This window comes from Bacillus sp. FSL K6-2861, from assembly GCF_038630725.1.
In the GTDB taxonomy this organism is placed as follows: domain Bacteria; phylum Bacillota; class Bacilli; order Bacillales; family Bacillaceae; genus Bacillus; species Bacillus velezensis.
Window position 1 is genome coordinate 3,736,939 of sequence record NZ_CP152037.1, and the last position, 25,519, is coordinate 3,762,457.

The window sequence follows — 25,519 nt, forward strand, 5'->3', positions numbered from 1 at the left end:
TCCTTGGAAAGCAAACATTCATTTTTCGTTCAGCTATTCCTGTTACATACAAAGAAGCACTTGATGCCTTAAGTGCAAATCAAGTGCTTGTCTTAACACCAATCCTATTCAATTGGCCCCATAAATTCAGTAATAATAAGAATATGTTCTCTTAATTTTACCTTTTCTAGATTCTCTACTTTTTCAGATCCACCTGAACCTAGTAAAGGAGTGTATCCGAAACATTCGTCATAATCAGGTTTACCGTATATTCTACTAGCTTCAGGATAAGGTTCCCACATTAATTCATCATTCATAAAATCATTATCTTTTAAATCATCAAAAAAGAAATCAAATCCAGATGAAACAACATGAACATGCCCTTTTCTAAAATTTAATAAATTAACGTATTTATCTTTTTCCCATACTATAATATCACCCATTGAGGTGGTGAAAATAGGAATCGCTTGCTCGTACCTCATATAACATCTTTCTATGATATCTAAATACTCGTCTGGGTTAATAACTTTTAAAAAACCGTTTAATAATGTTCCCAAACCATATTTATCCCATACTTCTATCAGTTCTGCAGGAAGTTTGTCTTTATATCTCAAAGTAATTCTTTCATCAACTGTATCGTATTTAATATAGTTCTCAAAGGTATCCAATTAAAATGCCCCCTTTTGTTATTGGGTCAACTTTACATTCAAATAAGTATTCTTTATTTCTGCAGGTGACATATTCTCTGCCGTTTTCCTAATTTGCTCATCAACAATATCAATTCTATATTTCCATTGTGATCCTAAGGAGGAATTAACTCTTTTATCCCCTAAACCACCAATACTGTCTGCCCTTCCTCCAGCTATTTGATCTGGATTGTGAAGCGCTGCTTGTGTGTCCATCCAATCTGAAGCTTGTTTAGTCGCATCAGCTCTTGAGAGTCCTTGCTTTCGTAGTTCAGCAATTTTATCTTTAAGCGCTTCTTGTCTAGCCATTTTTTGAGCAGCATTTCCTTCTATCGCTCTACCTTTAGCAATATATCTTTCTCTATTTTTCAAATATTCGTTAACTGTTAATTCGTTCATTCCTTTTTCTTGATTTTATAGTTGTCTTGCAAATTCTTCAGGATCATGTTTTATATTTCTCTTAAAGTTAACTTCAATTTCACTTATTCTAGGTACATCATCTAAATGCCTTACATTACCCGTACCCTTGGTGCCTTTTCCACTACCCGCCATCTTCACAATCCCAAGATCTTTCACAGCAGTCGTTTTCACATCAGCATGAATCATAAAACGGTTCAGCGCATTATTTAGAAGAATCAGTGGCAATGCCGGGTTAAGGTGAAAAAGCGCAAGAAGAATGGGCAGCCATATGCCGTGGCCGAGAATATATTAGATCGAAACTTTCAGTATGATCGTCCTCTGGAAAAGCTAGTAACGGATATCACATATTTGCCTTATGGGCAGAAACAATTGTACCTTTCCAGTATATTGGATTTATACAATGGAGAAGTGATTGCTTTGACGATTGGCGATAGACAGGACACAGACTTTGTCTTACACACACTTGATCAGCTGCCCGCACTGCCAGAGAACTGCCTGTTACATAGTGACCAAGGTTCTGTTTATACATCTTATGAGTATCAAAAAGCTGTTAAAACAAAAGGCATTACCATGAGCATGTCCCGCAAAGGGACGCCCGCTGATAATGCCTCCATCGAATCGTTTCATTCCTCACTAAAGTCTGAAACGTTCTATCTTAACAGCATTGATCGAACTACGACCGCCATCGTAGAACGCACTGCCATAGAATACATTCATTATTATAACAATATTCGTATTCAAACGAAACTAAACAGCCAATCGCCGATACAATATCGGCAATTGGCTGTATGAAGGTGTTTTGATCCCTGTCTCAAAAACAGGGGTCAGTCCCAATATAACTACCTGCTTTTTTAGTTAAATTTTATTACTAAAGTTAATTTCTTTTACTAGGATAGCTTCGTTTCCGTACTCTTCAATGTCGGCCTTTAGCCAACCGCTTTCCTCTTCTCTATATTTATGAAATCTAAGTGTCGCAAAACCTTCATCAATACTTATAATCACAACAAATTTATGCTCAGGAAATTTTTCTTTTAAATGTTGTTCCCAACCGTCTACTACCTGAAACGCATATAGTGAAATCTCTTCATCAGACAAATCACTGTTGTCTAAATAATCGTTTATGCGGAGCTCATTACACGATGCTTCATACCCCGTTTTATCCCCGTACATTTTCAAAATTCTATTCCAATTTATCGTTGTATTATCAGTTAACTCATACTCTAGATCTAGAATATAGCAATCGTCTACTTTAACTATATTAGGTGAAATAATATCCTTTAATTTAGATAGGTCAACTTTATTTGCATTACTCCGATCTTCAAGTCGTTCTTTTAGTCTTTTCATATTTTTATTTGTATATTCCATATATAATCTTCACTCCTATACTAAAATACAGGATCCTCACCTAAAAATTTCAATCCCTTATTTATAGCTTTCTGAACACTCTTGTCTTTAAGTACTTTTTGAATTTTGCTAGGTGCATCTTCACCTGTTTTTTGGTCATAAAACTTTTTTGTTTCTACATCGAAATACCATTTTTTATTATTTGGCTCGTGATAGTGAATTTGACCTTCTCTTTGCCCTGGATTTGGGTTTTCAATGTCTATTCTTTCTGTCTTCCCATTTTGCCATGTTGTCTTACTTGCAATTTGAGTTCCATTTTGACCGAAAAGTTTCTTACTATTCCCGCCACCACCACCCGCCATCTTCACAACCCCAAGATCTTTCACAGCAGTCGTTTTCACATCAGCATGAATGATTGGGAAAGTTGCGCCATCCGCTGTGACAGTCTTGTGGACACGAATTTTCACATTCGTCGGTACTTTGAATTCTTTTACTTGGTCTAGAATCTTTTTTCCTTTTTCAACCTTTGCTGTTTGTGGCGATTTTGCAAGCGGTATGCCTTTGTTTACATGCTTCGCCAATGCACCGGCTCCAACCAAACTCAGCGCAGCTTCCAGTGCCCCTTGCTTCCGCTTCTCCTCGGACACTTTGTTTCCGAACATATCTCTGCCTGTGACGGCTTCTGAGAATCCGTTTGAGGCGACAAGGCCGTATGCGCCCATTTCTGTCATTTTGAGAATGTCTAAGGATTTTCCGGTTTTATAGGCATCTAAAGCATGTTCTGCGGCAATGACGGTTTTTCCGGTTTTGTAAATGGCTTTTCCGCCTTTGAAAGCGCGGCCCGCCCAGCCGACGACCGGTATGAATCCGGCGGCGGCCATCGCTCCTGCTGTGACGCGTTCTGCGGTGGAGAGCTTTTCTCCGGTCACCGGATCAACGCCTTCGGCTGCTCTTTTATAATCATAATAGCCGGTGACTTCGCCGGTAAAGTTGCAGATGCCGTCCCATGTTTTTTCGTACCATGGTTTATTGGCTTCTTCTTCAGCCTTTTCCTGAAGCCGTCTTGCTTCGGCCTGCTGGGCTTTTGCGTCAATATAGTCCGTTCCCTGTTTTTCTGTCGCCGTGACGCTTTTGTAGATTTCATTGCTGTGGAAGGCTTTTTTGTCATAGTACATAGGGGATGCGCTTTTCCCGTTGCTGGTGGCCTGCATGAGAACAGAATATTTGCTGAGCACGGCGTTGTCCAGAGATTCTAAGTTTTGATATTCAGCAGTCAAGGATTCATCAAGCGTATCGACTGCCGTGATCGTGTCACGTCTGGTTTTCTGGGCATCGCCCATTTTGTCAGCGTAATCATCCAGCGTATATGTGTCGAGATGAATAATATCGCTGATGCCTGACAAAATTGAATCGATTTCTGCTTTATGAGCGGAGACAATCTCTGAAGCTTTCAAATCCGCGTTGGGCAGCTCATGCTCCAAAAATGAAGTCTCCACGTATGTATCGCTGAGTTCTTGATCTTTAATGTCACCTGAAATGCCATTTAAAAACGCAATTTGAGCAGAGACAAGCGTCAGCCAGCTGTCGGCGATTTCCGCTTGTCCCTGAAAAAAATCTTTTATATTGTCTGCGCCTTTCCCTTTCAAAGCATCACCCAGATCAGCCATGCCTTGAAAGGCTTGTTTGAGCGCACGCAGCTGCTCTTCAAGGGCTTCGTATTGTTTCTTTCTCTTATCTGCTTCGTCCGTTAACGATTGTGATTCAAACACTTTGCTCATCGGCAAGTCCTTTCTTTCGTTATTTTACGGCGATCGCCTCGTCCTGTTCTTTCAAAGAATCTACGTTGTCTTTAACGTCCGCGATATTCTTATGAACGGCCTGCTTGTATTCGCTGATCATCGATACAAGCTTTGCCTCGCGGGATTGGTACTTGGAGGTATAGTCGAGCTTGTTTTTTCCGTTTGAACCGGCGTTCCCGATCGAGACGGCCTCCAAAGCGCTGCTGACGGATTCAAGCTGCTTCATGACGGTTCCGTATTTGAGTTTTATTTCTGCCATTAAAACCAACTCCAGCTTCTTTTGATTGATTGTATTTTTTCTCCGACCGTGTCAAGGGCTTCTTCTCCCAGCGTCAGCAGGTGCTCTGCCTCTCTCGCAATGCTTCTGGCGGCAAGGAGCCCTCCTTTTTCAATTTCAAGCTGTGTCATCTTTAAGCCGATTCGGTAAATATAACCGTCGTATTTGTCTGTGACGATTCTGTATGCTTCTGTATGGGCCTGATCGCGCCGGTCATCAAATTCTTCAGAAAAAGTGCCGGTCCAATGATGGTCCAGGTGCGGCCTGAGGATGTCCCTGATTTCAGATACGCCCTCTTCCTGCAGAGATTCTATCTCTCTTTTCGCTTCTTTTAATTTATCAATTTGGTGTTCAACCTCGCCCAGTTTATGGCTGATCGTGCTGTTAATATGGCTTAATGTGCTTGAATGGCTCATCTGTTTTCACCTCGTCTTACGCAAAAAGTCGTACAAAAAGCACAGACTTTTCCATACTATATTTCCATATATTATATTTTAAAATAGACAGAAAGCAGCTTAAATAGGTTAAATGGCTTATTTTCAACAGCCGAGATGCTCATCATTAACGCCAAAAGACTCACATAAACGGCATATCCATTCATCGATCTCCTCTATGTATCCATGATAAATTCCCTAAAAAAAAGGAGACAGTGATTAACCGTCTCCTTTGCCTTGTATCATGATCATCATACTGTCGTTAACTGCAGTCCCAGTTGTACAAAACGTTTGAGAAATCTTTTTTCTTCAAATCTTCCGGTCTGATAAAGAAATTGGCGATTCCCACATCTCCCCACATCGAATCAATGTCATCATCTGAATCAATTTGCAAAAGCAGAATCGTATGGTTTTGATGGGAGTAAGACCGCGGATCTTCCTGGGTGAAGGACGCATAGCCGCCGATTTTATGGCCGAATGCGTTCGCCGTATATTCGTCATACACCTCATCGTCAAACTGCTCGAAATAGTCAAAGGCATCCATCCCGGCATACTGCCTGAATTGAAAATCAGACGGGAGCACCCATTCAGCAGATAGCTCAGGGGTGATCAGCGCTTCTGATTGAATCGGAAAATCGTACTCCTCTTCAACCTGAACGAAAGAAAAATCATCCATGAGCTCCGCTTCTTCTGCTGTCACATGTTCAAAATATTTGACGCAGAAACCCGTTTGCACGCACCCGTCGTCAAAATTCAGACCGTATACGTCATCACTGACCGATATGTAAAACTGAAGAATGCCGGTGTCCGGAAAATCAGGGAGTCCGGGCATATCCGCAAAATTGATTTGAGCGAGAAGCTTCATCGGCCTGCCGCTTTCATCTTTAGGATATGGTTCATGTTTCGGAAAATAGGGGTCTCCTGCAATTTTACTGTCATACCGTCCCGTTTCAGCTTTTTTGACGTGCAGTTTGATAAAAGGCCGTGCTGACGTTTCCAGCAGATCGCGGGATGATTCCATTTGCTTCGGCAGTTTCCATGTTTTTTCCACGATTAATATCCCCTTCGTCTCTAATGATTGTATGATAAAAGGCCGGCGCGGTCCGCCGGCCTTTCAAGTGACAGAATCAGTCTGAGGCACGACGGCTCTTCTTCCGATTGAGATATATTCCACGCCCGCCTGTTCCGCTTCCTCAAGCGAGTGGCAGTTTCTCCCGTCGAAAATAACCGGGGTTTCCATCAGCTCTTTGTACGCTTCAAGCGGGAAGTGTTTAATTTGTTCCCAATCTGTCAGAATCAGGACGGCATCCGCTCCCCTGACGGCTTCTTCTATGGACTCCCGATAGGAAACTTCAGCCGGAAGCAGCCCGGAAGCCCGGAATGAAGCGATCGGATCGTACGCTGTCATCCGGGCGTCAAGAGCCGCCAGACGATCCGCAATGACAATGGACGGGGCATCCCGCATATCATCTGTATTCGGCTTAAAAGACAGCCCTAATAACGCGATGGTCTTCCCCGTCACACCACCGAGCCTGTTCAGCACTTTATCAACCAGCATGGACTGCTGGTTATTGTTGACTTTAATGACGGACTTCAGCAATTCAAAATCATGCTCCACATGTCCCGCGATCTGCACGAGGGCGTTTGTATCCTTCGGAAAACAGGAACCGCCGTAACCGATGCCGGCTCTTAAGAATTGATTGCCGATCCGTTTATCCAATCCCATTCCGTGTGCGACTGATTCCACATCCGCACCGACTTTTTCACATATATGAGAAATTTCATTAATAAAACTGATTTTTGCCGCTAAAAATGCGTTTGACGCATATTTGATCATCTCAGCGCTTCTGATGTCCGTATGATATACCGGAATCGCAAGCGGCGCGAAAACCCGGTCAAGCGTTTCCCGCGTCTGCCGGTCTTCAGCCCCGATCACGATGCGGTCGCCGTGAAAGGTATCGTGAATCGCCGAACCTTCACGGAGAAATTCCGGATTCGAGGCGATTGAAATGTTCACGTCCGCTTTCAGCCGTGAATGAATAACTTCGCTGATCCTGTCATTCGTTCCCACGGGAACCGTGCTTTTTGTCACGACGATCGCATCTTTACAGATATGTTCGGCAATCCGTTCGGCGACATTTTCAATATAAGTAAGGTTTGCGTGCCCGTCTTCTTTTTGCGGCGTTCCGACCGCTATAAAAATAACCTTCGCTTCCGCAAGCCCTTTTTCGTAGCTCGTTTCGAATGCCAGTCGATGCCGGCCGATATTTCGTTTCATCATATCTTCAAGACCCGGTTCAAAGATAGGGGACAAGCCCTTTCTCATCTGCTCAACCTTACGTTCGTCAATATCTATGCATGTTACGTCATGGCCGATTTCTGAAAGAGACACTCCTGTCACAAGACCGACGTAGCCTGTTCCGATCACTGTTATTTTCATCGTGTTCCCCCAACCGTTTAGAAATTGCTGCTGGGCAGCTTACCGTTATTATCATATGATCCCGGCGCCGGCTGAATGCCGGAAGCCTGAGGTCATGATAGGAAAAAACGGCGCCGGCCGCTGATAATAGCATAAGCATAAAAGAATCATCTTGCAAAACAGCCGCTTACGCTTCATTTAAACGGGATGGAGACGACGATTAAAAAAGACCCCAGCGCTTACGGCGGGCCACAGGCAGCGGAGGTTCCTTATAAACGGCTTTGTTTTCAGCGAGAAGCGCCGCATTTTCCGTGAGCATGTAAATCAGCTCCGCCCCTGCTTCTTTTTTCAGAACGCCGAGCGCCTCCTGATAATAAAAATTTCTCGGGCCGAGATTATGGGCGTCAGATGCGAGAAAGTGAATCAAATTCGCTTCCATCAGCTGCAGCGAAAAGGATTTCGCTTTCCGCCCGAATGCTCCGGCAATGCAGCCGGCCGTCACTTGGGCGGCCGCGCCTTTCTTCACAAGATTGTATAGAACGGAAGGGTTTTCGCGAATTTCCCTGTTCCGCTCCGGATGGGCGATGACGGGGACATATCCGTTCAGCTGCAGTTCATAAAACAGCCTTTCAGCGTAGGCCGGGACATGATCCGCCGGAAATTCCGCCAGCACATACTTTGTATTATGGAGCGGGACAAGCGAGCCGCTTTGAAGACCTGCCAGCAGATCTCCGTCTATTCTGATTTCCTGGCCGGGCAGAACAGTCAGCGGAATGCCTTCCTTGTTCAAACGTTTGTTTAACAGGCTGACCGCTTCGTTGACCGTATGCCGGTCCGTGTCATAGCGGTATTTCACATGATGCGGCGTCGCGATGATCGTATCAATCCCCTGTCTGACCGCTTCTCTCGCCATCTTCAGGCTTTCTGTATCATCCGCCGCGCCGTCGTCTATGGAAGGAAGGATGTGACAATGGATATCTATCATATTTCAATCCCTCCTTAAAAAGAATGGACCGCGCCCATTATGACATTATTGTCCGTAATAGGCGTAGTCCGAATGTTTCGTTTGTTTCTTCCCGTTCATCACGGCCCCAAGGAGCTTGCACGGGCAGTAATCGAGCGCTTCTTTTGCCTTGGCCGCTTTTTCCTTGTCCGTTTTCCCGCTTGAGATCACCATAATGGCCCCGTCAGTGTAGCTGCCTAATATTTTCGTATCGGCTACGGCCAAAACGGGAGGCGTATCCAAAATCACCTTATCATAAACTGCGCCGGCTTCTGACAGAAGATCTTTCATGGCACCCGTCGATAAAAGCTCCGCCGGATTCGGCGGGATCGGCCCGCTCGTTAAAATATCCAGGTTTGCTTCATCAGCCGGCAGGACGGCTTTCTGAAACGGCATCTGTTTTAACAGCAGCGACGTTAATCCGGTTCCGTTATCCAATTTGAAGGTGAAATGAACCGTCGGTTTGCGCAGATCCGCATCAATTAAAAGCACTTTTTTCCCCTGCTGTGCAAATACGACGGCAAGGTTGGCCGCGGTTGTCGATTTTCCTTCTTCCGGACCGGCGGATGTGATCAAAAGGGACTTCACCTCCGTATCAACGGAAGAAAATTCAATGTTTGTGCGGATCGTGCGATATTGTTCTGAGTTGATGGATTTCGGCTCAGACATCGCAATCACGCTTCGTTTTCCGGGTTTGTCTTTTTTACGCGTCAACATGTCCGCCCCCCGCTTGTTTGGTTTCCGCCATCCTCAAGTTTTTGGCAACGCTGTCTTTAGTACTGATTGAAGTAACCGTTCCCAGGATCGGGATACCGAGCAGCGATTCCAGCTGTTCTTCCGATTTGATCGTATTATCCAGATGTTCCAGCAAAAAGGCGAGACCGATTCCGCCCAAAAGTCCGGCGGCAAACGCAATCGCGATGTTCAGCTTACGGTTAGGCTCTGCCGGTGACTGGCTGTCCGCCGCTTCGGCCTTTGAAAGGATGCTGACATTATCCACGTTCATAATGGCGGTGATCTTGTCCTGAAAAACGGCTGCAACCGCATTTGCCATAACGGCCGCCCGCTTAGCATCCGTATCCCGCACGGCAATCGTCACGACTTGTGAATCCTGCTCGCTGGACACCGTGATTTTCGATTCCAGCTCTTTCGAAGTCATGGACAGATGCAGCTGTTTAATCACCTCATCGAGGATGACCGGACTTTTGATGATGACATTATACGTGTTGATTAATTGGAGGTTGGTTTGAACATCATTGAATTGGACTTCTTTTTGATTGTTTTTGGATTGGCTGACCAAAATTTGAGTTGAGTTTTCATAGACCGGCGTAAGAGCGAAGAAACTGATGAGTCCGCCTGCGGCAGTTGCCGCCGCGGTAATAATAAGTATAAACAGCAGACGCTTTCTCAGTATTGCGAATATTTCCTTTATGCTTGTCGATTCTCCCATATAACCTCCATATCACTTTCCGCGTATTCCCATTCCCTCCAATGATCTTTTCCAATTACGATTATACAGCTTTAAACTGTCATTTCTAACCTTTTCAAATGACAAAATTCGACAAAAATAGACAATCACTTCAATCTGTTTTATTTTTGTAAGCGCTTTAAATACTGGTGTCACAGGAAGATTAAAAAATCCCGCGGCCAAGAGCCTGCGGGATTTTATGTTGCATATCCATTTTTAATATAAGAAATCAAATTCTCAAGCATTTCTTTTGTGGTCATCTCAGAGGACTGCTCACCAATGTCGTGCGCATGCATTAAAATCTTCAGAAACTCCTCTTGATCTAACTTCGTTTTCTTCATCATTCGTTTCCTTTCGGCTTCCATTAAATTGAAAACAAGATTATTATATGCTGTCGGGTGCTGTTTTGCAATCTCTAATACATCATTCGACACATTCGGGTTTTTATGTCCTTTTTTAGGAAAAACTTTTTCCGGGCCATGTGTTGCGATATAATAGAGGAATTGGAATCTTTTTATTTTGTGACTCGTTAGGAGCGATAATCATGCTTCAGGATATGATTGTTAAAGAAGATGTGCTCGCAGCGGCTGAACAGCTTAAAGAACTTCTTCCTTACAATGAAGACAATGTTCAGCTGATGAAGAAAGCACTCATTTTATATCGGCAGGATTCCGTCTATCGTATACAGGTTCAAACCCCGACAGAGATTTCCGCATATGTGCAGGATGTTGTGCCTGTAAGGGTCACGCTGAACTTATTTTTCATGGTGAAAAGCGGCTGCGCATGCCCGTCTGAGGCGATCTGCCGCCACGTGCTGGCCGTTTTTCTTTACGTATATGCCCAATTCGAGCGGGTCGGTACCTTTACCGAACATTGGCTGGAAAGAGAAAAGCTTGAGGAAAGCAGGGAGCTTGTCCGCCGGCAGTTTCAGGAAAAAGTGCTGCCGAATGAAGAGTCGCTGTCAAGCTGGCTCGCTTTTTTTGATTCGGAATTCTCGCTGTGGGAGGCGCGGACGCCGGCCGGAAGCCAGACGATGCAGGGCCTTTATTACGGCTATCTGTCAGCGCTCAAAAAACACGCCCCGAAAAAACCCGAGCTTAAAAGCTTATATCAGATTCATTCGGCGCTTGCCGTCTGGCTTCACATGTTCACTTTGATTGAGTCAGGCAGATTGGATGCCGAAAAAGATTATTACAGCATCAATCCATACGTGGAACAGCTGATGGATACGATTTATTCCTCCATTGACAGACTGAAAACGTACGCTTTGTCTTTTTCACTCGATCCCTTTTTAGACCGGACGCCCCCGGTGCTTCGCAGACTGCTTGTGAAAGAAGAGCTTTTTCAATACGAACGCCTCCGGGTATTCGGTGAAATGTGGAGCGCGCTTTTGAACCGGCCGAAATGGGTTGCGCGTGAACAGGAGATTCTCGCACAGGAAAGCGGGCGCCGTTTTTCGCCGGAAGTGCGGTTCGGACGGCTTCATCTGGCCTTTTTGCAAAAAGATGATGAAGCGGTCTTCCAAGATATGTCCCGCTTCCCTCCTGAAGCGCTGCCGTATACCTTTCAATGGCTCGGTGAACTCACCGCGAAAAAAGACTGGAAACGGCTGAAAGCATGGTATGGCCGGATCGAGCCGCTTGCCGTGAACTATACGAAGCTTGATAAGCCGTTTAAAGAAATGCGCGACATTATCGGAGAGCTGTTTGCGCTATTGGCGGATTATGCGCGGCACTCACGGGATGATCAGCTGTTTGAACGGTTTGCTTCCGGCTGCCTTCCCTATACCTTTAGCGAATACAGCCAGTACCTGTATGAAAAGCGACGGTACGCGGAGTGGGTGGAGATTCACAGCCTCGTCGGTTTTTCCGTCTGGGAAATCGAAAAGGACATCCTGAAGGAAATTGCCGCCAGTGATCCGGAAGCGCTCATCCCCTCCTATCACCGGGCGGCGGCCTTTTTTATCGACCAAAAAAACCGCAGCGCCTATAAAGAGGCTGCGCGCCATCTGAAAAAACTGCGGACGCTTTATAAAAAGGCAAAAAAACAGCAGGTATGGGAGCGGTATATCAGCCGGCTGAGCGCAAGCTACAAGAGGCTGCGCGCCCTTCAAGAAGAATTGCAGAAAGGAAAGTTGATTGATGGCGAGTCTTAAGGAAATTTTCATTCATGTAGAACAAATGGAAGATTGGACATTTACGCTGTCAAGCCATGATGAGAAGGAGCAGCCGCTTACTCTCAGTCAGATGAAGACTCATTTGTTCCAATGGCATGAGTCCACCTTTTACGGAACGTTTCTTGAAGACGTCAGCTTCATCGGCACCCCGGCCGTTCTGCTCAGCCCGTGGATGACCGTCGAGCTGCTCGGAAAAAACTCGTTCAATTCATTCAGCACCGTGCAGCTGACAAAGGAAACGGAACCGTTAATCGAAGCGGCTTCGACGATATACGAATTTATTGCCGACGGCGATTTTCTTCCGGATTATGAGGCTTGGCAAAATGGCGTCCTGCGCTTCAAAGACCGCGAGCTTTTGCTGGAAGGCTTTACGGCAGACTGGTTCTCAGCCGCGGTCCAGGACTACATTCAGTACAATGATGACCTGCTGGAAAAATGGCGGCAGATCGAAACCCGCTCGCCGGCCGTTCATACGTTTAAAGGCTCCTTTTTGGATGAAGATGATTTTCTCGAGGGAATCGGCTGGCATGACGATCTGACGCCGTTTACCGTCGGGCTCCGATTAAACGAGCCTGATTTCGACGGTGACGACTGGAAAATCGAAATGTTTTTACGTGAGAAAAAAACCGGCTCCATCACCTTTTTTGACGGACTGAAGGGACTGAAAAAAGCGTGGCAGGCATACAGCGGAAAAATCGCGCGCGAACAGGACCGCTTCCGCAGAACGGTTCCCTGGCTTTCGTTTGATTCAGGAACGACGCTGATTTCTGAAGAAGAGGCTTGGATCTTCTTATCGGAAGCGAGTGAGACGCTTGTCGATATGGGTGTGGAGATTCTTCTCCCATCATGGTGGCAGATTGTCCGGGACAGCAATATGATGCTCAAGGCGAAAGTGTCATCCTCGCCGCGGGGCGAGTCTTTCGTCGGCATGAACGCTCTGCTTGATTTCAACTGGAGATTCGCCACAAACGGTATTGAGCTGACAGAGGATGAATTCAATGAGCTTGTCGCAAACAACAGACGTCTCGTCAACATCCGCGGCCAATGGGTGAAAATTGATCCGCAATTTATTAAACAGATGAAAAAACTGATGGAAAAAGCGGAATCTGAGGGCCTTCACATGTCCGACGTGCTGGCGCGCGAACTGATGGATCACGGGGAAAACGGAGCCGAGGACACGGACATCATTGACTCATCGGCATTTGCCGGGATCAAGATCGAATTATCAAAGCAGCTCAGAAGCCTGATCCGCAAACTGACGGAAGCCCGGGATCTGCCGGAACATGAAGTCAGCGCCGCGTTTCAGGGCCAGCTCCGCCCTTATCAGATGTACGGCATGAACTGGCTTCTGTTTTTACGGGAAAACGGCTTCGGCGCCTGTCTCGCAGATGACATGGGACTGGGAAAGACGATTCAGATGATCGCTTATTTTCTCCATGTGAAGGAAAGCGGCCGGCAAAAAGCGCCTGCCTTAATCATTGCGCCGACATCGGTGCTCGGCAACTGGCAGCGTGAGCTCCAGACCTTCGCGCCGCAGCTGAAGGCCGTGCTTCATTACGGTCCCCGCCGGCCGAAGGGGGAAGCATTTGTCCCGGCCTATCAGGACGCGGACGTCGTTCTTACTTCTTACGGCCTGTCGCACGCCGATCAGGAAGAGCTTTCTTCCGTGACATGGAGCACCATCTGCCTTGATGAAGCGCAAAATATTAAAAACGCGCATACGAAGCAGTCCCGCGCGATCAGAAAGCTGAAAGGCGTCCATCATATCGCGCTGAGCGGAACACCGATGGAAAACCGCCTGACAGAGCTTTGGTCGATCTTTGATTTTATGAACAAAGGCTATCTCGGCAGTCTGACCGGCTTTCATAAACGCTATGTGCTGCCGATTGAAAAAGACCGTGACGAAAAAAGAATCAACCAGCTTCAGCAGTTAATCCGGCCGTTTTTACTGCGCCGGACAAAACGGGATGAAGAAGTGGCGCTTAATCTTCCTGACAAGCTGGAACAAAAAGAGTTTATCCCGCTCTCAGCCGAACAGGCATCCCTTTATGAACAGCTTGTCAAAGATACATTTGAACATATGGCTTCTCTGACCGGGATGCAGCGGAAAGCGCTGATTCTGAGCATGCTCGGCCGCTTGAAGCAAATATGCGACCATCCTGCGCTCTATTTGAAGGAAGAACAGACAGAGCTGTTAAACGGGAGATCCGTCAAACTGGAAAAGCTGCTTGATTTAATGGCGGTGATCCGCGGACAAGGGGAAAGCTGCCTCATTTTCACCCAATACATTCAGATGGGCAACATGATGAAGCGCCTCCTGGAAAAAGCATTCGGAGAACCGGTTCAGTTTTTAAACGGAAGCCTATCCAAGCAGGAACGCGATTCTCTCGTCGAACGGTTCCAGAAGAAAGAATACCCGACGCTGATTTTGTCACTGAAAGCGGGCGGAACCGGCCTGAACCTGACGGCTGCCAATCATGTCATTCACTATGACAGATGGTGGAATCCGGCGGTGGAAAACCAGGCGACCGACCGCGCCTACCGAATCGGCCAGGAACGGTTCGTCCATGTTCACAAACTCATTACGACGGGAACGATTGAAGAAAAAATTGATGCCATGCTTGAAACGAAACAAACGCTGAACGATCAGATTATCCAAAGTGAAAATTGGATTACCGAGCTGTCATCCGCTGAGCTTGAAGAACTATTCACCCTCAGCGCATCGGCGCAATCACATTAAACGCAAAAAGGCCGGCTCTCTCAGAAGAGCCGGTCTTTTATGTCGTCCTTACTGTTACGCCGCATTTGCCATGAATGCGTCACGCCAGTCATGAACAGTATCGCCATACCTTTCACAGTAAATTCCTGATCATATGCGCAACGCCGTTTTGATCATTTGTCAATGTAACGGCATCAGCGATCTCTTTAATATCTTCTCTCGCATTCCCCATCGCTATGCCTTTTCCGGCCGCCTGAAGCATTGAATAGTCATTTAAGCTGTCACCGACCGCGGCGGTCTCAGCCATCGGAATGCCGAGCTTTTGCGCCAGCCGTTTGAGCGCCTGCCCTTTGGAGGCGTTTCGAGACGCCAGTTCGAAGTTGTGATCGGCAGAGCTGACAAGGGTGAGATCTTTCTGACCGCTGAATCGGTCCCAGCCCGCTTTCAGCTTCCGCTCATCAAACGAAAATCCGAGAATATTATAAAAATCCAGATGCTCTTCTTTCTCAAAGAGCTCACGGTATGAATGAATGTAAGCAAAGCCGGATTGGCTGTATTGCACTGAAGCCGCCTGTTCCAAAACGGAAAGATCGGTTTCCGGATTGGCGCTTTTCACCCGGTCAATTTCGATATCGAGCAGCTGCCTGCCGGTTTCAGGCGTATAGATGGCTTTGTTTGTAAACACCTCATAGTAATATTGATTCTCTTCAAGCCATGACAAAATGCCGCGGGCTCTTGTTTCTTCAATCGCATCACAGTGGTACAGGCTGCCGTCAGGAGCATGAATGGCGGCTCCGTTTGCGCTGATAATCCATGTTTTTATGCCGAGCGGTTCGAATATGGAGTGCACATCAAAATGCGCGCGTCCCGTGGAAACCACGATTTCAATTCCCGCTTGCCGGGCTTCCCTTAAAGCCCGCTCATTTTCATCGCTTACTTGATGACTGCTGTTCAGCAGTGTGCCGTCCAGATCTATGGCAATCAGTTTCACATGTCCTCATCCTCTTCTTCAGATTCAGTTACAAGCAATTCTACGCCGTGCCGGTCGAGCAGATCGCAAAAATCCTGATCAGGCAGCCGATTGGTAATCAGCAGGTCAATCTCATGCAGAGCTGCATACTGATAAAAACTCGTACGGCCAAGCTTGGAGTGATCGCTCAGCGCAATCACCTGTTCCGCCTGTCGGATCATTTTACGCTTTACCATGCCGTCTTCTTCATGCGGAATCGTCAGGCCGTTTTCCGAGATGCCGACAACGCCGATCAGCACCTTATCGGCGTGATAATCCCCCAGTTTTTCTACGACGGAAGCCCCGTATAAAAACCGGTGTTCCTTCTGGAGCTTTCCGCCGAGCAGGTGAATATCAATTCCCTCTTTTGCGGAAAGGATATCGGCCTGATTGATCGAATTTGTAATAACAGTGCAGCCGGTGACATTTAAATGCTCCGCGCAGGCCTGCACGGTTGTCGAAGTGTCCAGGATGATCCGGTCTCCTTTATGAATCAGGGATGCGGCCAGCTTGCCGATTTTGTTTTTCTCTTCAGAAACGGTTTTCAGCCGGCCCGAATAGCCCGGAACTTCCTGATTCACCGACGGCAGAATCGCGCCGCCCCGTGTTCTGATAATGGCCCCGCGCTCTTTCAGCTTTACAAGGTCCCTTCTTGCGGTATCTCTTGAAATATGAAGCAGCGAACATATCTGATCAGCGGTGATCCGCCGATGCTGTTTCAAATATTCCATTATCGCAATCAGTCTTTCTTCTTGATACACGTCCTCATTCCCTTTTTCGTCACTTATCTGTAAGTAATTATAAGTTTTTATCCCAATATATTCAATGTTTTTAAGTATTCATAAGCGAAATCACTTCTTTTTAACCATTTTTTAGCTCCCGCACAAAAAAACCAGTCTTTCGACTGGCGAGTGGGAAGGAGGTATTGCGGGGCCCGCTGAAAGGCGGGAAATCGAGGAAAAAAGAATGCTATTCAGCCAGCGGCTCTTTCTGTTTTTGATCCATAAACCGAACGGTATCAGCCATGACCTCGGTCACATAAACTTTTACGCCGGCTGTCTTTTCATAGCTTCTCGTCTGGATTCTGCCGCTTACACCGACCATTGACCCTTTTTGGCAGTACAATGCCGTGTTTTCAGCGTTTTTTCTCCAGATGGTGCAGTTGACGAAGTCGGTTCCGGTTTCACCCGACGCGCTTTTAAAATTGCGGTTTACCGCCAACGTAATATGTGCGACGGGAATGCCCGCTGCTGTAAAACGGAGCTCCGGGTCTTTCGTCAGCCGGCCGACAAGCACAACGTGGTTAAACAAACCGTATCCTCCTCTCTTTTTCGAGGCTGGCTTCATTGTAGTACAAGGGCTCGTGAAAGCAAAAAGCGGATAAAGCCGTTATTCGTTCAGGCTGCTCTTATGTTTTCGTTTTTCTTTCTGATAAAAAAAACTTTTGTTTTTGACCGCTTATGTAATATGTATTTTTGAGCAGCCGCGAGAAAAGTTTCGTTTTGAGCCAGTCTTTCTCAAACATGCGGACAAACTTTCCGCCATCCCATGCGAACCAGTAAAAACTCAGCTTTTTATCAGTCAGTGAAAGCTGAATTTTATACTGTTCCATGCGGTCTTTTGTTTCATATAAAAAGACGACATTTCCCCTTCTGTTAATATGCACCTCACAATCTTCCTTTTTGCATACCAAGTAGGAATGATCGTCTTTTCGCCTTGAACCGTCTTCTATATAGATTTCCTTCAGGCGCAATTGATTCATAAGCATCTCTCCATGACCATATTCTTTTACATTATAATGAAAAAATAGAAATGATTAAATGTTGACCGCCTACAAAAATGATGAAGCATGTCTTACAGCATTTTCCCGGGAAAAATGATATGTGTTATAATAAATGAACGAAAAACATGGACAACAGGGGTGAAAATAAGAGATGAAAACCTTTAAACTGGTTGATCTGAATGTGGAACGTTTAGATAAAGACGATCAGCCGATTGAGCAGTTTCCCCTTTTAGACGGACTGATTATCAATAAAGAGGACGGAGAAAATCATTGGTTAATTGAAGCACTGGTCCCGGCCGAACACTTGTCTTTTTTTGACATGCTGATGAAAAGCCAGAAAGAAGCGAAGGTGTTTGTAACGATTACGAAAAAAAGCAACCGCCCCGCCCAGCTGACGGGAAGCATCAAAAATATCGTCGAGCTGGAAAGAAGTATACAAGTTTTAATTTACGGTCAAATGGTGTCAAGAAACCACCCCGGATCAGAAAGCATTCTGGAGTCGCTCGTGAAAGAAGGCTACTCGGGCAGCCGGCTGATTGAAGCGTTTAAACAAAAATTATAATCATGAAAAAGGCCGGACGTTAATCATCCAGCCTTTTTTTGTGCCCTAGTCATTGTGAGGAGCCCGCTGTTTCAGCAGATCTCTGATTTCAGTCAGCAGTTCTGTCTGCTGATCTGTTTCCTCGGCTTCTTCAGCCTCTTCTTCTGCTTCCTTTTTACGTCTCAGCTTGCCTATTGTGCGGATCACGATAAAAATAGAAAATGAAATAATAAAGAAGTTCACAATCGTTTGAATGAAGCTTCCGTACTTGATATGAGCATCGCCGAATGTCACGGCCAGTCCTGAAAAGTCAAGACCGCCAAGAAGCAGGCCGACAAGCGGCATGATGATGTCTTCAACGAGCGACGTCACGATTTTGCCGAAAGCGCCGCCGATGACGACACCGATAGCCAGATCCATGATATTGCCCCGCATCGCAAAGCTTTTAAATTCTGACCACATTACATTCACCTCTTTCTATACAAAATGGGCTTTTTTATAAGCCCATTTGTTTGCTTTTATTCTCCGAGCGCAAAAGTTAATTCAGCTTCACACACGAGCTCGCCGTCAACTTTGGCAACGCCTTTGCCGCGTCCGATCGTACCGCGCGCGCGGGTAATATCAACCTCAAGCTCCAGCTTGTCACCCGGTTTTACCTGCTTTTTGAAACGGCAGTTATCAATCCCCGCAAAAAATGCGAGTCTGCCCCGGTTTTCTTCTTTAATCAGCATCGCAACCGCTCCGACCTGCGCCAAAGCCTCTACGATTAATACGCCCGGCATAACAGGGTATTCAGGAAAATGGCCGTTGAAAAAATCTTCATTCGCCGTCACATTTTTATATCCCGCCGCCCGTTTTCCTTCTTCGACTTCCGTAATTCTGTCTACCAGAAGAAACGGATAGCGATGGGGAATAATTTCTTTAATTTGCTGAGTATCAAGCATTCTCTTGACATCTCCTTCATCGACAATAGTATGTATAGAAGGCATATGTGGCAACCAATCTGTACATTTGGAAGTATATTATGAATCAATTTCTTTTTCAACCGCGCTGTAAACTGTAACCAGCTGGCAATGAGCCTCGTCCATTAATGTGTTATGATAAATAAAGATTTTTACCCTATGCAAAGAGGTTGGAAGATGATTGCTAAGTTTACTGAAAAACGTACGCTGGTGATGCTGAATGAGTGGTATGACGCCATGGGAAAACGCCAATTCGATCTAGCCCGTTCCCTTCACGAACAAATCAATCAGCATCTCCCCAAATTACAAAAGAATGCAAAGCTCAAACTCAGATATCAGCTGTTTTTCGCACGGTTCCAGCTGCTGTTTGAGAAAAAAGACGGTCTGAATAAGCTGTTCTGCGAGCTGAAGCGGCGCAAAGATGAGATGGATCATGAATTAACTTATTATTTCTATTTTTTCAAAGGGTTATTCCATATGGTGAATGGCGCTCCGAACCGTGCTGTCTGCCGCTTTAAAGAAGCTGAACAGTACCTGCCGGCCATTCAGGACCGTTTCGAAGCCGCTGAATTTTATTATAAAACAGCGGGTGCATATTACATGATGAAGTCGCCTGCGCTCTCCATTCAATATGTCAATAAAGCGCTGGAAATCTATCAAGGTGAATTCGGCTACATCAAAAAAACGCTCAGCTGCCGGCTGCTTCTCGCCGTGAATTATATAGACGAGGCACGCTATGACGACGCAGAACAGCTCTTCAATGAATCCATAAAGATAACGGACCGGATCAATGACAATAACCTGCTGTGCCACGCCTATTATAATTTTGGTTTTTTAAAGACCGCCCAGAAAAAAGATAAAGAGGCCCTCCCTTTTTACAAAAAGGTATTGGGCAATCAGCGTTTCGAGAAAGAGTCTCCCGTTTCCTACCTTCATTGTGTGTACGAAGCGGTCAGAGCACTTTTTAAAACCGGCTCTGCCGCCGAAGGACAAACCGTGCTGCAGAAAGGTTTATACATATCTGAAAAAGTGCAGAACAAGATTATGAAATTGAAGCTGACCGCGCTCAACATACTGTACACCGCTCAGGAGGACCCGTACGACCGATTGCAGAAGCTCGTGCTGGAGCTGCAGAAAATTGAAGCGTGGGTGGATTTGGAAGTGCTGCTTCAGGATATTACTGATTACTACAAAAAAAAGGGCGATTTTGAGAAAGCCGCATTTTTTATCATGCGCGGCTGATCAAAACGCCCCTTCTTTTATCTGACTGAGTTGATTAAGCCCAGCATTTGGTCTCCCAATGTAATCGTGCGGCTGTTCAGCTGATAGGAACGCTGAGACACGATTAAGTCGGTCATTTCTTTTGACATATCGACATTTGAACCTTCAAGCGCGCCCTGCTCCATGCCGATTGCCTGCCGGTTTGCGCCGGTAAGGTCTTCAATCGCTGAAGCCCCCGCGCCGTTTACGGAAAACAGATTATCCCCTTCCGCATGAAGCGCCTGCGGATTATTGACATTGACGATGCCGAGATTAAACGTCTGCGAACGGGTTCCCGCCTGGTCTGAAGCAGTCAGCGTTCCGGTTTTGCTGATTTTCAGCTGAGTCAGCGAACTGTCAATTTGTATGGGCTGACCGTTCTCATCGAGAATGGGATTGCCTCCCGCTGTCATCAGCTGAAGCAGCCGGTCATTTCCGCCGGCCGGCTTGAGGGAAAGTGAGCCGTCCCTTGTATACACCCGCCGTCCGTCCGCTTCTGCCTGAAGATATTGATAAGGTGATGTGAACGCGATATCAAGGTCACGGTCGGTTTTTTTGATGCTTCCCTGCCCTGAGTCCAGCTGCGGAGTCATCACCGTTCCGGCGCCGAGACGCAGGCCGGGCGGCGTTTTCCGCATGTTCGGCGAATTTTCCTTTTTGTCATCTATATGGTCATACTGCTGTCTGATCAGCTCGGAAAAGCGGGAGTCCCTCGCTTTATAGCCTGTCGTATCACTGTTTGAAAGGTTGCTGCTGACTGTATCCATCTGCTGCTGAAGCTGATGTAAGGCTGTTGAAGCCGTCAGCATTGATCTGAGCATCATAATTGAATGTCCCCCATTTTGTTACACTTTGCCGATTTCATTTGCGGCTTTATCCATGCTTTTATCGTAAGCCTGAATGACTTTCTGATTGGCTTCAAATGATCTGTATGCTTCCGTCATTTCTGTATACGTGCTCGTCACGTCCACGTTTGAAAGCTCCGAGACGCCTTGCTTTAATGAATACGAGACTTGGGGATTCGCCGCCGCGCTCGGCAGTTCAGAGCCGTCGGCCGTGCTGTATAGGTCATTGCCGTCCCGTTTCAGATTGCGCACGTCTTCTTCCATTCTGATATCAATCTGCCCCGCCGGCCGGCCGTTTGTCGTGACCGTTCCGTTTTCTGATACGGTGAATTTTTCATTGTCGACTGTAATCGGCTGTCCGTTTGTTGATAACACAAGGTTTCCGTTTATCGTAAGCTGATTGTTTTCATTTAATGAGAAAGTGCTGCTTTTTGAATAGCGGACGCCGCCTGCGGTCTGCACGGGATAAAACAGCTCGGCGTTTTCATTCGTTTCGGCATTCTTGGGAACCTGATTCTCCATAAGCGCGATATCCGTCGGCTGATCGGTCGTTTTCAGGCTTCCCTGCGTAAACAACGGTTTCAGCTCCTGCATGTATACGCCTGTGTTGACGGAGCCGATTTTCGTTTTTTTGTCGCCTTCTATTCGGCTCAGAAGCATCTCGGGAAAGGCGCGGATTGAACCTTGATCCTCTTTGTACCCTGACGTATTCGCGTTTGCGATGTTATTTGACAGCATTTCCGTTCTTCTCTGCTGTGTAATCATTGCGGACGTTGCGGTATATAATCCTTTTAACAAGTCTTCCACCTCTGAAATAGCATTATTTCCAGTTGCCTCACCGGAACATTTGTTCTATAATGAAAATCAGCATTTTTTCTTATTATCGGATTTACATTCCCGTTCGTGAAGGGTTTGACAGAAAAAAACCCCATTCTTTTTCAGAATGAGGTTTTATCATCAGCTCAGTTTGCGTTTTGGAAGCTTGTCCATGTTATCCAGCATGACGCCGGTTCCGACCGCAACACAATCCATCGGGTTCTCAGCAACAAGAACAGGCACCCTCAGCTCTTCGGCAAGAAGCTGGTCAAGCCCGTTCAACAGCGCTCCCCCGCCGGTAATGATAACGCCGCGGTCGATGATGTCAGCGGACAATTCAGGCGGTGTTCTTTCAAGAACCTGCTTGGCGGCCTGCACAATGACGGCAACTGATTCACGAAGGGCTTCTTCTACTTCTTTGCTGTTTACTGTAATCGTTCTCGGCAGACCGGAAACCATGTCACGGCCGCGGATGGTGATTTCTTCATGACGTGCGTCTGGGAAAACCGTTGCGACCTTCACCTTAATATCTTCAGCGGTACGTTCACCGATCAGCAGCTTATACTCGCGTTTGATATAATTTAAGATTTCCATGTCAAACTTGTCCCCAGCCATCTTAATAGAAGAGGAGGTGACAATATCGCCCATAGAAATAACTGCGATATCTGTCGTACCGCCTCCGATGTCAACAACCATGTTACCGCTCGGCTGGAAGATTTCCATACCCGCGCCGATAGCGGCAACTTTCGGTTCTTCTTCAAGGTACACATGCTTTCCGCCGCTTTTTTCAGCTGCTTCTTTAATCGCTTTTTGCTCAACGGATGTAATATTCGTCGGGCAGCAGATCAGCATGCGCGGTTTTGAGAAAAGTCCTTTTACATTCAGCTTATTAATGAAATGTTTCAGCATGGCTTCTGTTACTTCGAAGTCTGCGATTACGCCGTCTTTCAGCGGACGGATCGCAACAATATTCCCAGGTGTACGTCCAACCATTCGTCTGGCTTCTTCACCGACAGCCAGCACTTTGCCGCTGTTTTTATCAAGTGCCACAACGGAAGGCTCATTCAGAACAATTCCTTTTCCTTTTACATGGATCAGTACATTTGCAGTACCGAGGTCAATTCCAATATCCCTTGCAAACATCTATTTATATCCTCCTTGATATCTGTTTCACAGTAAAATATCCACATTGTGCCCTAATTATATATATTATCATAATTTATCAAAAAAAAGCTGCTGAACGATATAAGTTCTTGACAAAATTTTGCGGATATTCGCGAAACCGCCCGGGAGGAGAAAAAAGGGCCCGGCAGACGTCAGGCGCTACGGCTGCTGAACGGGCTCCCCTTCAAGAATTTCATCCTTCTTGTACTTTAATTTCGTCGCCTCTCCCCCTCTTAAATGTCTGATGGATTTATGATAATCGAGTATTTCTTTTACTTCATTCGCCAAGTCAGGATTGATTTCAGGCAGGCGCTCTGTCAGATCTTTGTGTACGGTACTTTTGGAAACACCAAACTCTTTCGCAATGACACGAACGGTTTTTTTCGTCTCCACGATATACTTGCCAATCTTGATTGTTCGCTCTTTGATGTAATCGTGCACACCACTCGACCTCCCCAGTTGGATGTGAGAAGTGTGAAATGAGATCCGTATTCTGTAACAGATTCACTGATGATGCAGCTTCTTCGTTGTCCGATTATATAAGAAGGTTTTAGAAATATGCCCACGATCCCTCACCTCAAACACTCTCTTTGATAGGTTTGTAACAGTGTATTAGCAATGAATTGGGAATATGCTAAAAACTCAATAAGGACAAGGGGCGGGTCATAATTTTCTGCTTTTTGATCGGGGGGTTTACATCCGCGCGATCCTGCTGTAGAATGAAACAGCACAATTAGTTACTTAGGTAAGTTTTTTGAAAAGGAGAACGGAAATGATCCACGTCAACAGACGCCTCATTCACCAAATCAATCAATGCGCCCGCCTGATTACGAAGAAAGCCAATGAACGGCTGGAACCATTCGGCCTGTACTCCTCTCAATGGTCAATCCTATATTGCTTAAAAACGATCGGACCGATGACCCAAAAAGAAATCTGGTCCTATCTGAACGTAGAGGCGCCGACCGTTACCAGAACGATCAAACGCCTTGAAGAAAACGGCTGGATTCAGCGGGAACAGGGAGAAGACAAGCGGGAAAAGCTCGTCGTCCTGACGAAGGAAGCTGAATTGAAATACGACAGCATTAATCAAGAGATGCTGAAGTTCGAGGAAGACATGCTTGCGGATTTCCAAGATGGAGATAAGGAAGCTTTTTCTGAGTTTCTGAATGTGTTTTTAACGAAATAGAAAAGAAAGGGAAGTGCTGTACTTTTGAGTAAATCTGACTCGATCTGGACCAAAGATTTTATTATGGTCGTACTCGTGAATTTATTTGTCTTTGTGTTCTTTTATACATTTTTGGCCGTGCTGCCTATCTATATGATTCAGGAGCTTGGCGGCAGTGAATCGCAAGGAGGGCTTTTGATCAGCCTGTTCCTGTTATCTGCTATTATCACCCGTCCTTTTTCAGGGGCGATTATTGAACGGTTCGGCAAGAAAAGAATGACGATTGTATCCTTGGCGCTGTTCGCCCTGTCTTCTTATCTGTATTTGCCGCTACACAATTTCTATCTGCTGCTCGGACTGCGTTTTTTCCAAGGCATCTGGTTCAGCATTTTAACGACGGTTACGGGCGCAATTGCCGCTGACATTATTCCCGCCAAGCGGCGCGGTGAGGGGCTCGGTTATTTTGCGATGTCTATGAACCTTGCCATGGCGATCGGTCCTTTTCTCGGGCTGAGTCTTGTGAAAGTCATTTCGTTCCCGGTTTTCTTTACGATTTTTGCCGTATTTGTTTCTTTAGGCTTGCTGATTGCTTTTATGATTCGTGTGCCGGATCAAAACAACAGCGGAACGACTGTCTTCCGTTTTTCTTTCTCCGACATGTTTGAAAAAGGCGCGCTTAAAATCGCGATTGTCGGGTTGTCCATTTCTTTCTGTTATTCAAGTGTGACTTCATATTTATCCGTTTATGCCAAGACGATCCACCTGTTGGATGTCAGCGGCTATTTCTTCGTCTGTTTCGCAGTGACGATGATGGCCGCCCGTCCTTTCACAGGAAAGCTGTTTGACAGAGTGGGGCCGGGAATCGTCATCTATCCGTCGATTATCGTGTTCTCCGCGGGGCTTTGCATGCTGGCGATGACAAACAGCGCCCTCATGCTTCTCTTGTCCGGTGCCGTAATCGGTCTCGGATACGGCTCTATCGTACCTTGTATGCAGACGCTGGCGATTCAGAACTCGCCCGGACACCGTTCAGGCTTTGCGACGGCTACCTTCTTCACTTTCTTTGACAGCGGGATTGCCGGCGGGTCATATGTATTCGGCCTCTTCGTCGCTTCGGCCGGATTCCATTCGATTTATCTGGCAGCGGGGCTGTTCGTCCTGATTGCTTTGCTCCTGTATGGCTGGAGCCAGAAAAAAAGAACGCCGCTTGAAGCGGACGGAAACGTTTCAATCGCAGACTGATATGAAAA

General features: G+C 46.2%; 27 protein-coding genes and 2 pseudogenes. 7 read left to right on the top strand and 22 right to left on the bottom strand.

Features of this window, described 5'->3' with window-relative positions; genetic code table 11:
• Positions 1-104: 104 nt before the first annotated feature.
• Both NYE62_RS18490 and NYE62_RS18495 read right to left on the bottom strand, forming a co-directional pair.
• On the bottom strand, positions 105-647 hold the full coding sequence (locus NYE62_RS18490) for a T6SS immunity protein Tdi1 domain-containing protein (RefSeq protein ID WP_144665005.1): 543 nt from the start codon (positions 645-647) through the stop codon (positions 105-107).
• Positions 648-665: 18 nt separating this feature from the next.
• Positions 666-1,217, bottom strand: a pseudogene (locus NYE62_RS18495) (polymorphic toxin type 15 domain-containing protein).
• Between the two features lie 45 nt (positions 1,218-1,262).
• On the opposite strand from NYE62_RS18495, the pseudogene NYE62_RS18500 reads away from it, so the two are divergent.
• A pseudogene (locus NYE62_RS18500) lies at positions 1,263-1,877 on the top strand (IS3 family transposase); the annotation flags it as partial.
• A 63-nt stretch (positions 1,878-1,940) separates the two neighbouring features.
• Here NYE62_RS18500 and NYE62_RS18505 read toward each other — a convergent pair.
• The 10 genes from NYE62_RS18505 to NYE62_RS18550 all read right to left on the bottom strand — a co-directional run bounded on the left by NYE62_RS18505 (position 1,941) and on the right by NYE62_RS18550 (position 10,170).
• On the bottom strand, positions 1,941-2,450 hold the full coding sequence (locus tag NYE62_RS18505; RefSeq protein ID WP_043020921.1) for a hypothetical protein: 510 nt from the start codon (positions 2,448-2,450) through the stop codon (positions 1,941-1,943).
• A gap of 20 nt (positions 2,451-2,470) precedes the next feature.
• Complete coding sequence (locus tag NYE62_RS18510) at positions 2,471-4,207, bottom strand: T7SS effector LXG polymorphic toxin (protein ID WP_342497117.1); 1,737 nt, start codon at positions 4,205-4,207, stop codon at positions 2,471-2,473.
• 19 nt (positions 4,208-4,226) lie between these two features.
• The gene (locus NYE62_RS18515; protein ID WP_007407543.1) at positions 4,227-4,487 is read right to left on the bottom strand and encodes a YwqI/YxiC family protein; all 261 of its coding nucleotides are present in this window, start codon (positions 4,485-4,487) and stop codon (positions 4,227-4,229) included.
• Positions 4,487-4,921 carry a DUF5082 family protein gene (locus tag NYE62_RS18520; protein ID WP_039253558.1) on the bottom strand — a complete coding sequence of 145 codons (435 nt, stop codon included), beginning with the start codon at positions 4,919-4,921 and terminating at the stop codon, positions 4,487-4,489. Before NYE62_RS18520 ends, NYE62_RS18515 begins: the two co-directional genes overlap by 1 nt.
• Before the next feature lie 280 nt (positions 4,922-5,201).
• Positions 5,202-5,990: a YwqG family protein gene (locus NYE62_RS18525; protein WP_061890865.1), complete on the bottom strand. Its 789-nt coding sequence runs from the start codon at positions 5,988-5,990 to the stop codon at positions 5,202-5,204.
• 63 nt (positions 5,991-6,053) lie between these two features.
• Positions 6,054-7,379 (bottom strand): UDP-glucose/GDP-mannose dehydrogenase family protein, encoded by a 1,326-nt coding sequence (locus tag NYE62_RS18530; RefSeq protein ID WP_144665071.1) that lies wholly within the window; start codon positions 7,377-7,379, stop codon positions 6,054-6,056.
• A gap of 199 nt (positions 7,380-7,578) precedes the next feature.
• A complete protein-coding gene (locus tag NYE62_RS18535) occupies positions 7,579-8,343 on the bottom strand; it encodes a CpsB/CapC family capsule biosynthesis tyrosine phosphatase (protein ID WP_015418388.1) in 765 nt (254 codons plus the stop codon).
• Positions 8,344-8,388: 45 nt separating this feature from the next.
• Complete coding sequence (locus NYE62_RS18540) at positions 8,389-9,078, bottom strand: CpsD/CapB family tyrosine-protein kinase (protein WP_015418389.1); 690 nt, start codon at positions 9,076-9,078, stop codon at positions 8,389-8,391.
• Positions 9,065-9,811 carry a Wzz/FepE/Etk N-terminal domain-containing protein gene (locus tag NYE62_RS18545; RefSeq protein ID WP_015418390.1) on the bottom strand — a complete coding sequence of 249 codons (747 nt, stop codon included), beginning with the start codon at positions 9,809-9,811 and terminating at the stop codon, positions 9,065-9,067. Before NYE62_RS18545 ends, NYE62_RS18540 begins: the two co-directional genes overlap by 14 nt.
• Before the next feature lie 215 nt (positions 9,812-10,026).
• On the bottom strand, positions 10,027-10,170 hold the full coding sequence (locus tag NYE62_RS18550; RefSeq protein ID WP_003151259.1) for a hypothetical protein: 144 nt from the start codon (positions 10,168-10,170) through the stop codon (positions 10,027-10,029).
• A 203-nt stretch (positions 10,171-10,373) separates the two neighbouring features.
• Here NYE62_RS18550 and NYE62_RS18555 point away from each other — a divergent pair, with 203 nt between their 5' ends.
• Entirely contained in the window at positions 10,374-11,984 is a 1,611-nt protein-coding gene (locus NYE62_RS18555) for an SWIM zinc finger family protein (RefSeq protein ID WP_227578948.1), read from the top strand.
• Positions 11,971-14,745: a DEAD/DEAH box helicase gene (locus NYE62_RS18560; RefSeq protein WP_033574409.1), complete on the top strand. Its 2,775-nt coding sequence runs from the start codon at positions 11,971-11,973 to the stop codon at positions 14,743-14,745. Before NYE62_RS18555 ends, NYE62_RS18560 begins: the two co-directional genes overlap by 14 nt.
• A gap of 112 nt (positions 14,746-14,857) precedes the next feature.
• Here NYE62_RS18560 and NYE62_RS18565 read toward each other — a convergent pair whose 3' ends face one another.
• From NYE62_RS18565 to NYE62_RS18580, 4 genes are all read right to left on the bottom strand, one after another.
• A complete protein-coding gene (locus NYE62_RS18565) occupies positions 14,858-15,715 on the bottom strand; it encodes a Cof-type HAD-IIB family hydrolase (RefSeq protein ID WP_335389928.1) in 858 nt (285 codons plus the stop codon).
• Complete coding sequence (locus tag NYE62_RS18570; protein ID WP_039253550.1) at positions 15,712-16,494, bottom strand: DeoR/GlpR family DNA-binding transcription regulator; 783 nt, start codon at positions 16,492-16,494, stop codon at positions 15,712-15,714. The genes NYE62_RS18565 and NYE62_RS18570 overlap by 4 nt, the downstream gene beginning before the upstream one ends.
• 208 nt (positions 16,495-16,702) lie before the next feature.
• A complete protein-coding gene (ssb, locus tag NYE62_RS18575) occupies positions 16,703-17,044 on the bottom strand; it encodes a single-stranded DNA-binding protein (protein ID WP_227578947.1) in 342 nt (113 codons plus the stop codon).
• A gap of 97 nt (positions 17,045-17,141) precedes the next feature.
• On the bottom strand, positions 17,142-17,495 hold the full coding sequence (locus tag NYE62_RS18580; RefSeq protein WP_040238779.1) for a hypothetical protein: 354 nt from the start codon (positions 17,493-17,495) through the stop codon (positions 17,142-17,144).
• 172 nt (positions 17,496-17,667) lie between these two features.
• Here NYE62_RS18580 and NYE62_RS18585 point away from each other — a divergent pair, with 172 nt between their 5' ends.
• Positions 17,668-18,078 carry a YwpF-like family protein gene (locus NYE62_RS18585; RefSeq protein ID WP_012118638.1) on the top strand — a complete coding sequence of 137 codons (411 nt, stop codon included), beginning with the start codon at positions 17,668-17,670 and terminating at the stop codon, positions 18,076-18,078.
• A gap of 45 nt (positions 18,079-18,123) precedes the next feature.
• Here NYE62_RS18585 and mscL read toward each other — a convergent pair whose 3' ends face one another.
• Positions 18,124-18,519, bottom strand: coding sequence for a large conductance mechanosensitive channel protein MscL (gene mscL / locus NYE62_RS18590; RefSeq protein ID WP_003151243.1), 396 nt, complete (start codon positions 18,517-18,519; stop codon positions 18,124-18,126).
• A 56-nt stretch (positions 18,520-18,575) separates the two neighbouring features.
• Positions 18,576-19,001 carry a 3-hydroxyacyl-ACP dehydratase FabZ gene (fabZ, locus tag NYE62_RS18595; protein ID WP_003151242.1) on the bottom strand — a complete coding sequence of 142 codons (426 nt, stop codon included), beginning with the start codon at positions 18,999-19,001 and terminating at the stop codon, positions 18,576-18,578.
• A gap of 195 nt (positions 19,002-19,196) precedes the next feature.
• Here fabZ and NYE62_RS18600 point away from each other — a divergent pair, with 195 nt between their 5' ends.
• Complete coding sequence (locus tag NYE62_RS18600) at positions 19,197-20,261, top strand: tetratricopeptide repeat protein (RefSeq protein WP_040238774.1); 1,065 nt, start codon at positions 19,197-19,199, stop codon at positions 20,259-20,261.
• A gap of 17 nt (positions 20,262-20,278) precedes the next feature.
• Here NYE62_RS18600 and NYE62_RS18605 read toward each other — a convergent pair whose 3' ends face one another.
• From NYE62_RS18605 to spoIIID, 4 genes are all read right to left on the bottom strand, one after another.
• A complete protein-coding gene (locus tag NYE62_RS18605; protein ID WP_119001999.1) occupies positions 20,279-21,100 on the bottom strand; it encodes a flagellar hook-basal body protein in 822 nt (273 codons plus the stop codon).
• Positions 21,101-21,124: 24 nt separating this feature from the next.
• Positions 21,125-21,922: a flagellar hook-basal body protein gene (locus NYE62_RS18610; protein ID WP_007614310.1), complete on the bottom strand. Its 798-nt coding sequence runs from the start codon at positions 21,920-21,922 to the stop codon at positions 21,125-21,127.
• 159 nt (positions 21,923-22,081) lie between these two features.
• Entirely contained in the window at positions 22,082-23,083 is a 1,002-nt protein-coding gene (gene mbl / locus NYE62_RS18615) for a cell shape-determining protein Mbl (RefSeq protein WP_003151237.1), read from the bottom strand.
• A 180-nt stretch (positions 23,084-23,263) separates the two neighbouring features.
• A complete protein-coding gene (gene spoIIID / locus NYE62_RS18620; RefSeq protein ID WP_003151236.1) occupies positions 23,264-23,545 on the bottom strand; it encodes a sporulation transcriptional regulator SpoIIID in 282 nt (93 codons plus the stop codon).
• A 331-nt stretch (positions 23,546-23,876) separates the two neighbouring features.
• Between spoIIID and NYE62_RS18625 the strand changes: the two genes are divergently transcribed.
• Positions 23,877-24,290, top strand: a complete 414-nt coding sequence (locus NYE62_RS18625; RefSeq protein ID WP_007407562.1) for a MarR family transcriptional regulator — start codon at positions 23,877-23,879, stop codon at positions 24,288-24,290.
• 24 nt (positions 24,291-24,314) lie between these two features.
• Positions 24,315-25,511 carry an MFS transporter gene (locus tag NYE62_RS18630; protein WP_012118641.1) on the top strand — a complete coding sequence of 399 codons (1,197 nt, stop codon included), beginning with the start codon at positions 24,315-24,317 and terminating at the stop codon, positions 25,509-25,511.
• Positions 25,512-25,519 lie beyond the last annotated feature (8 nt).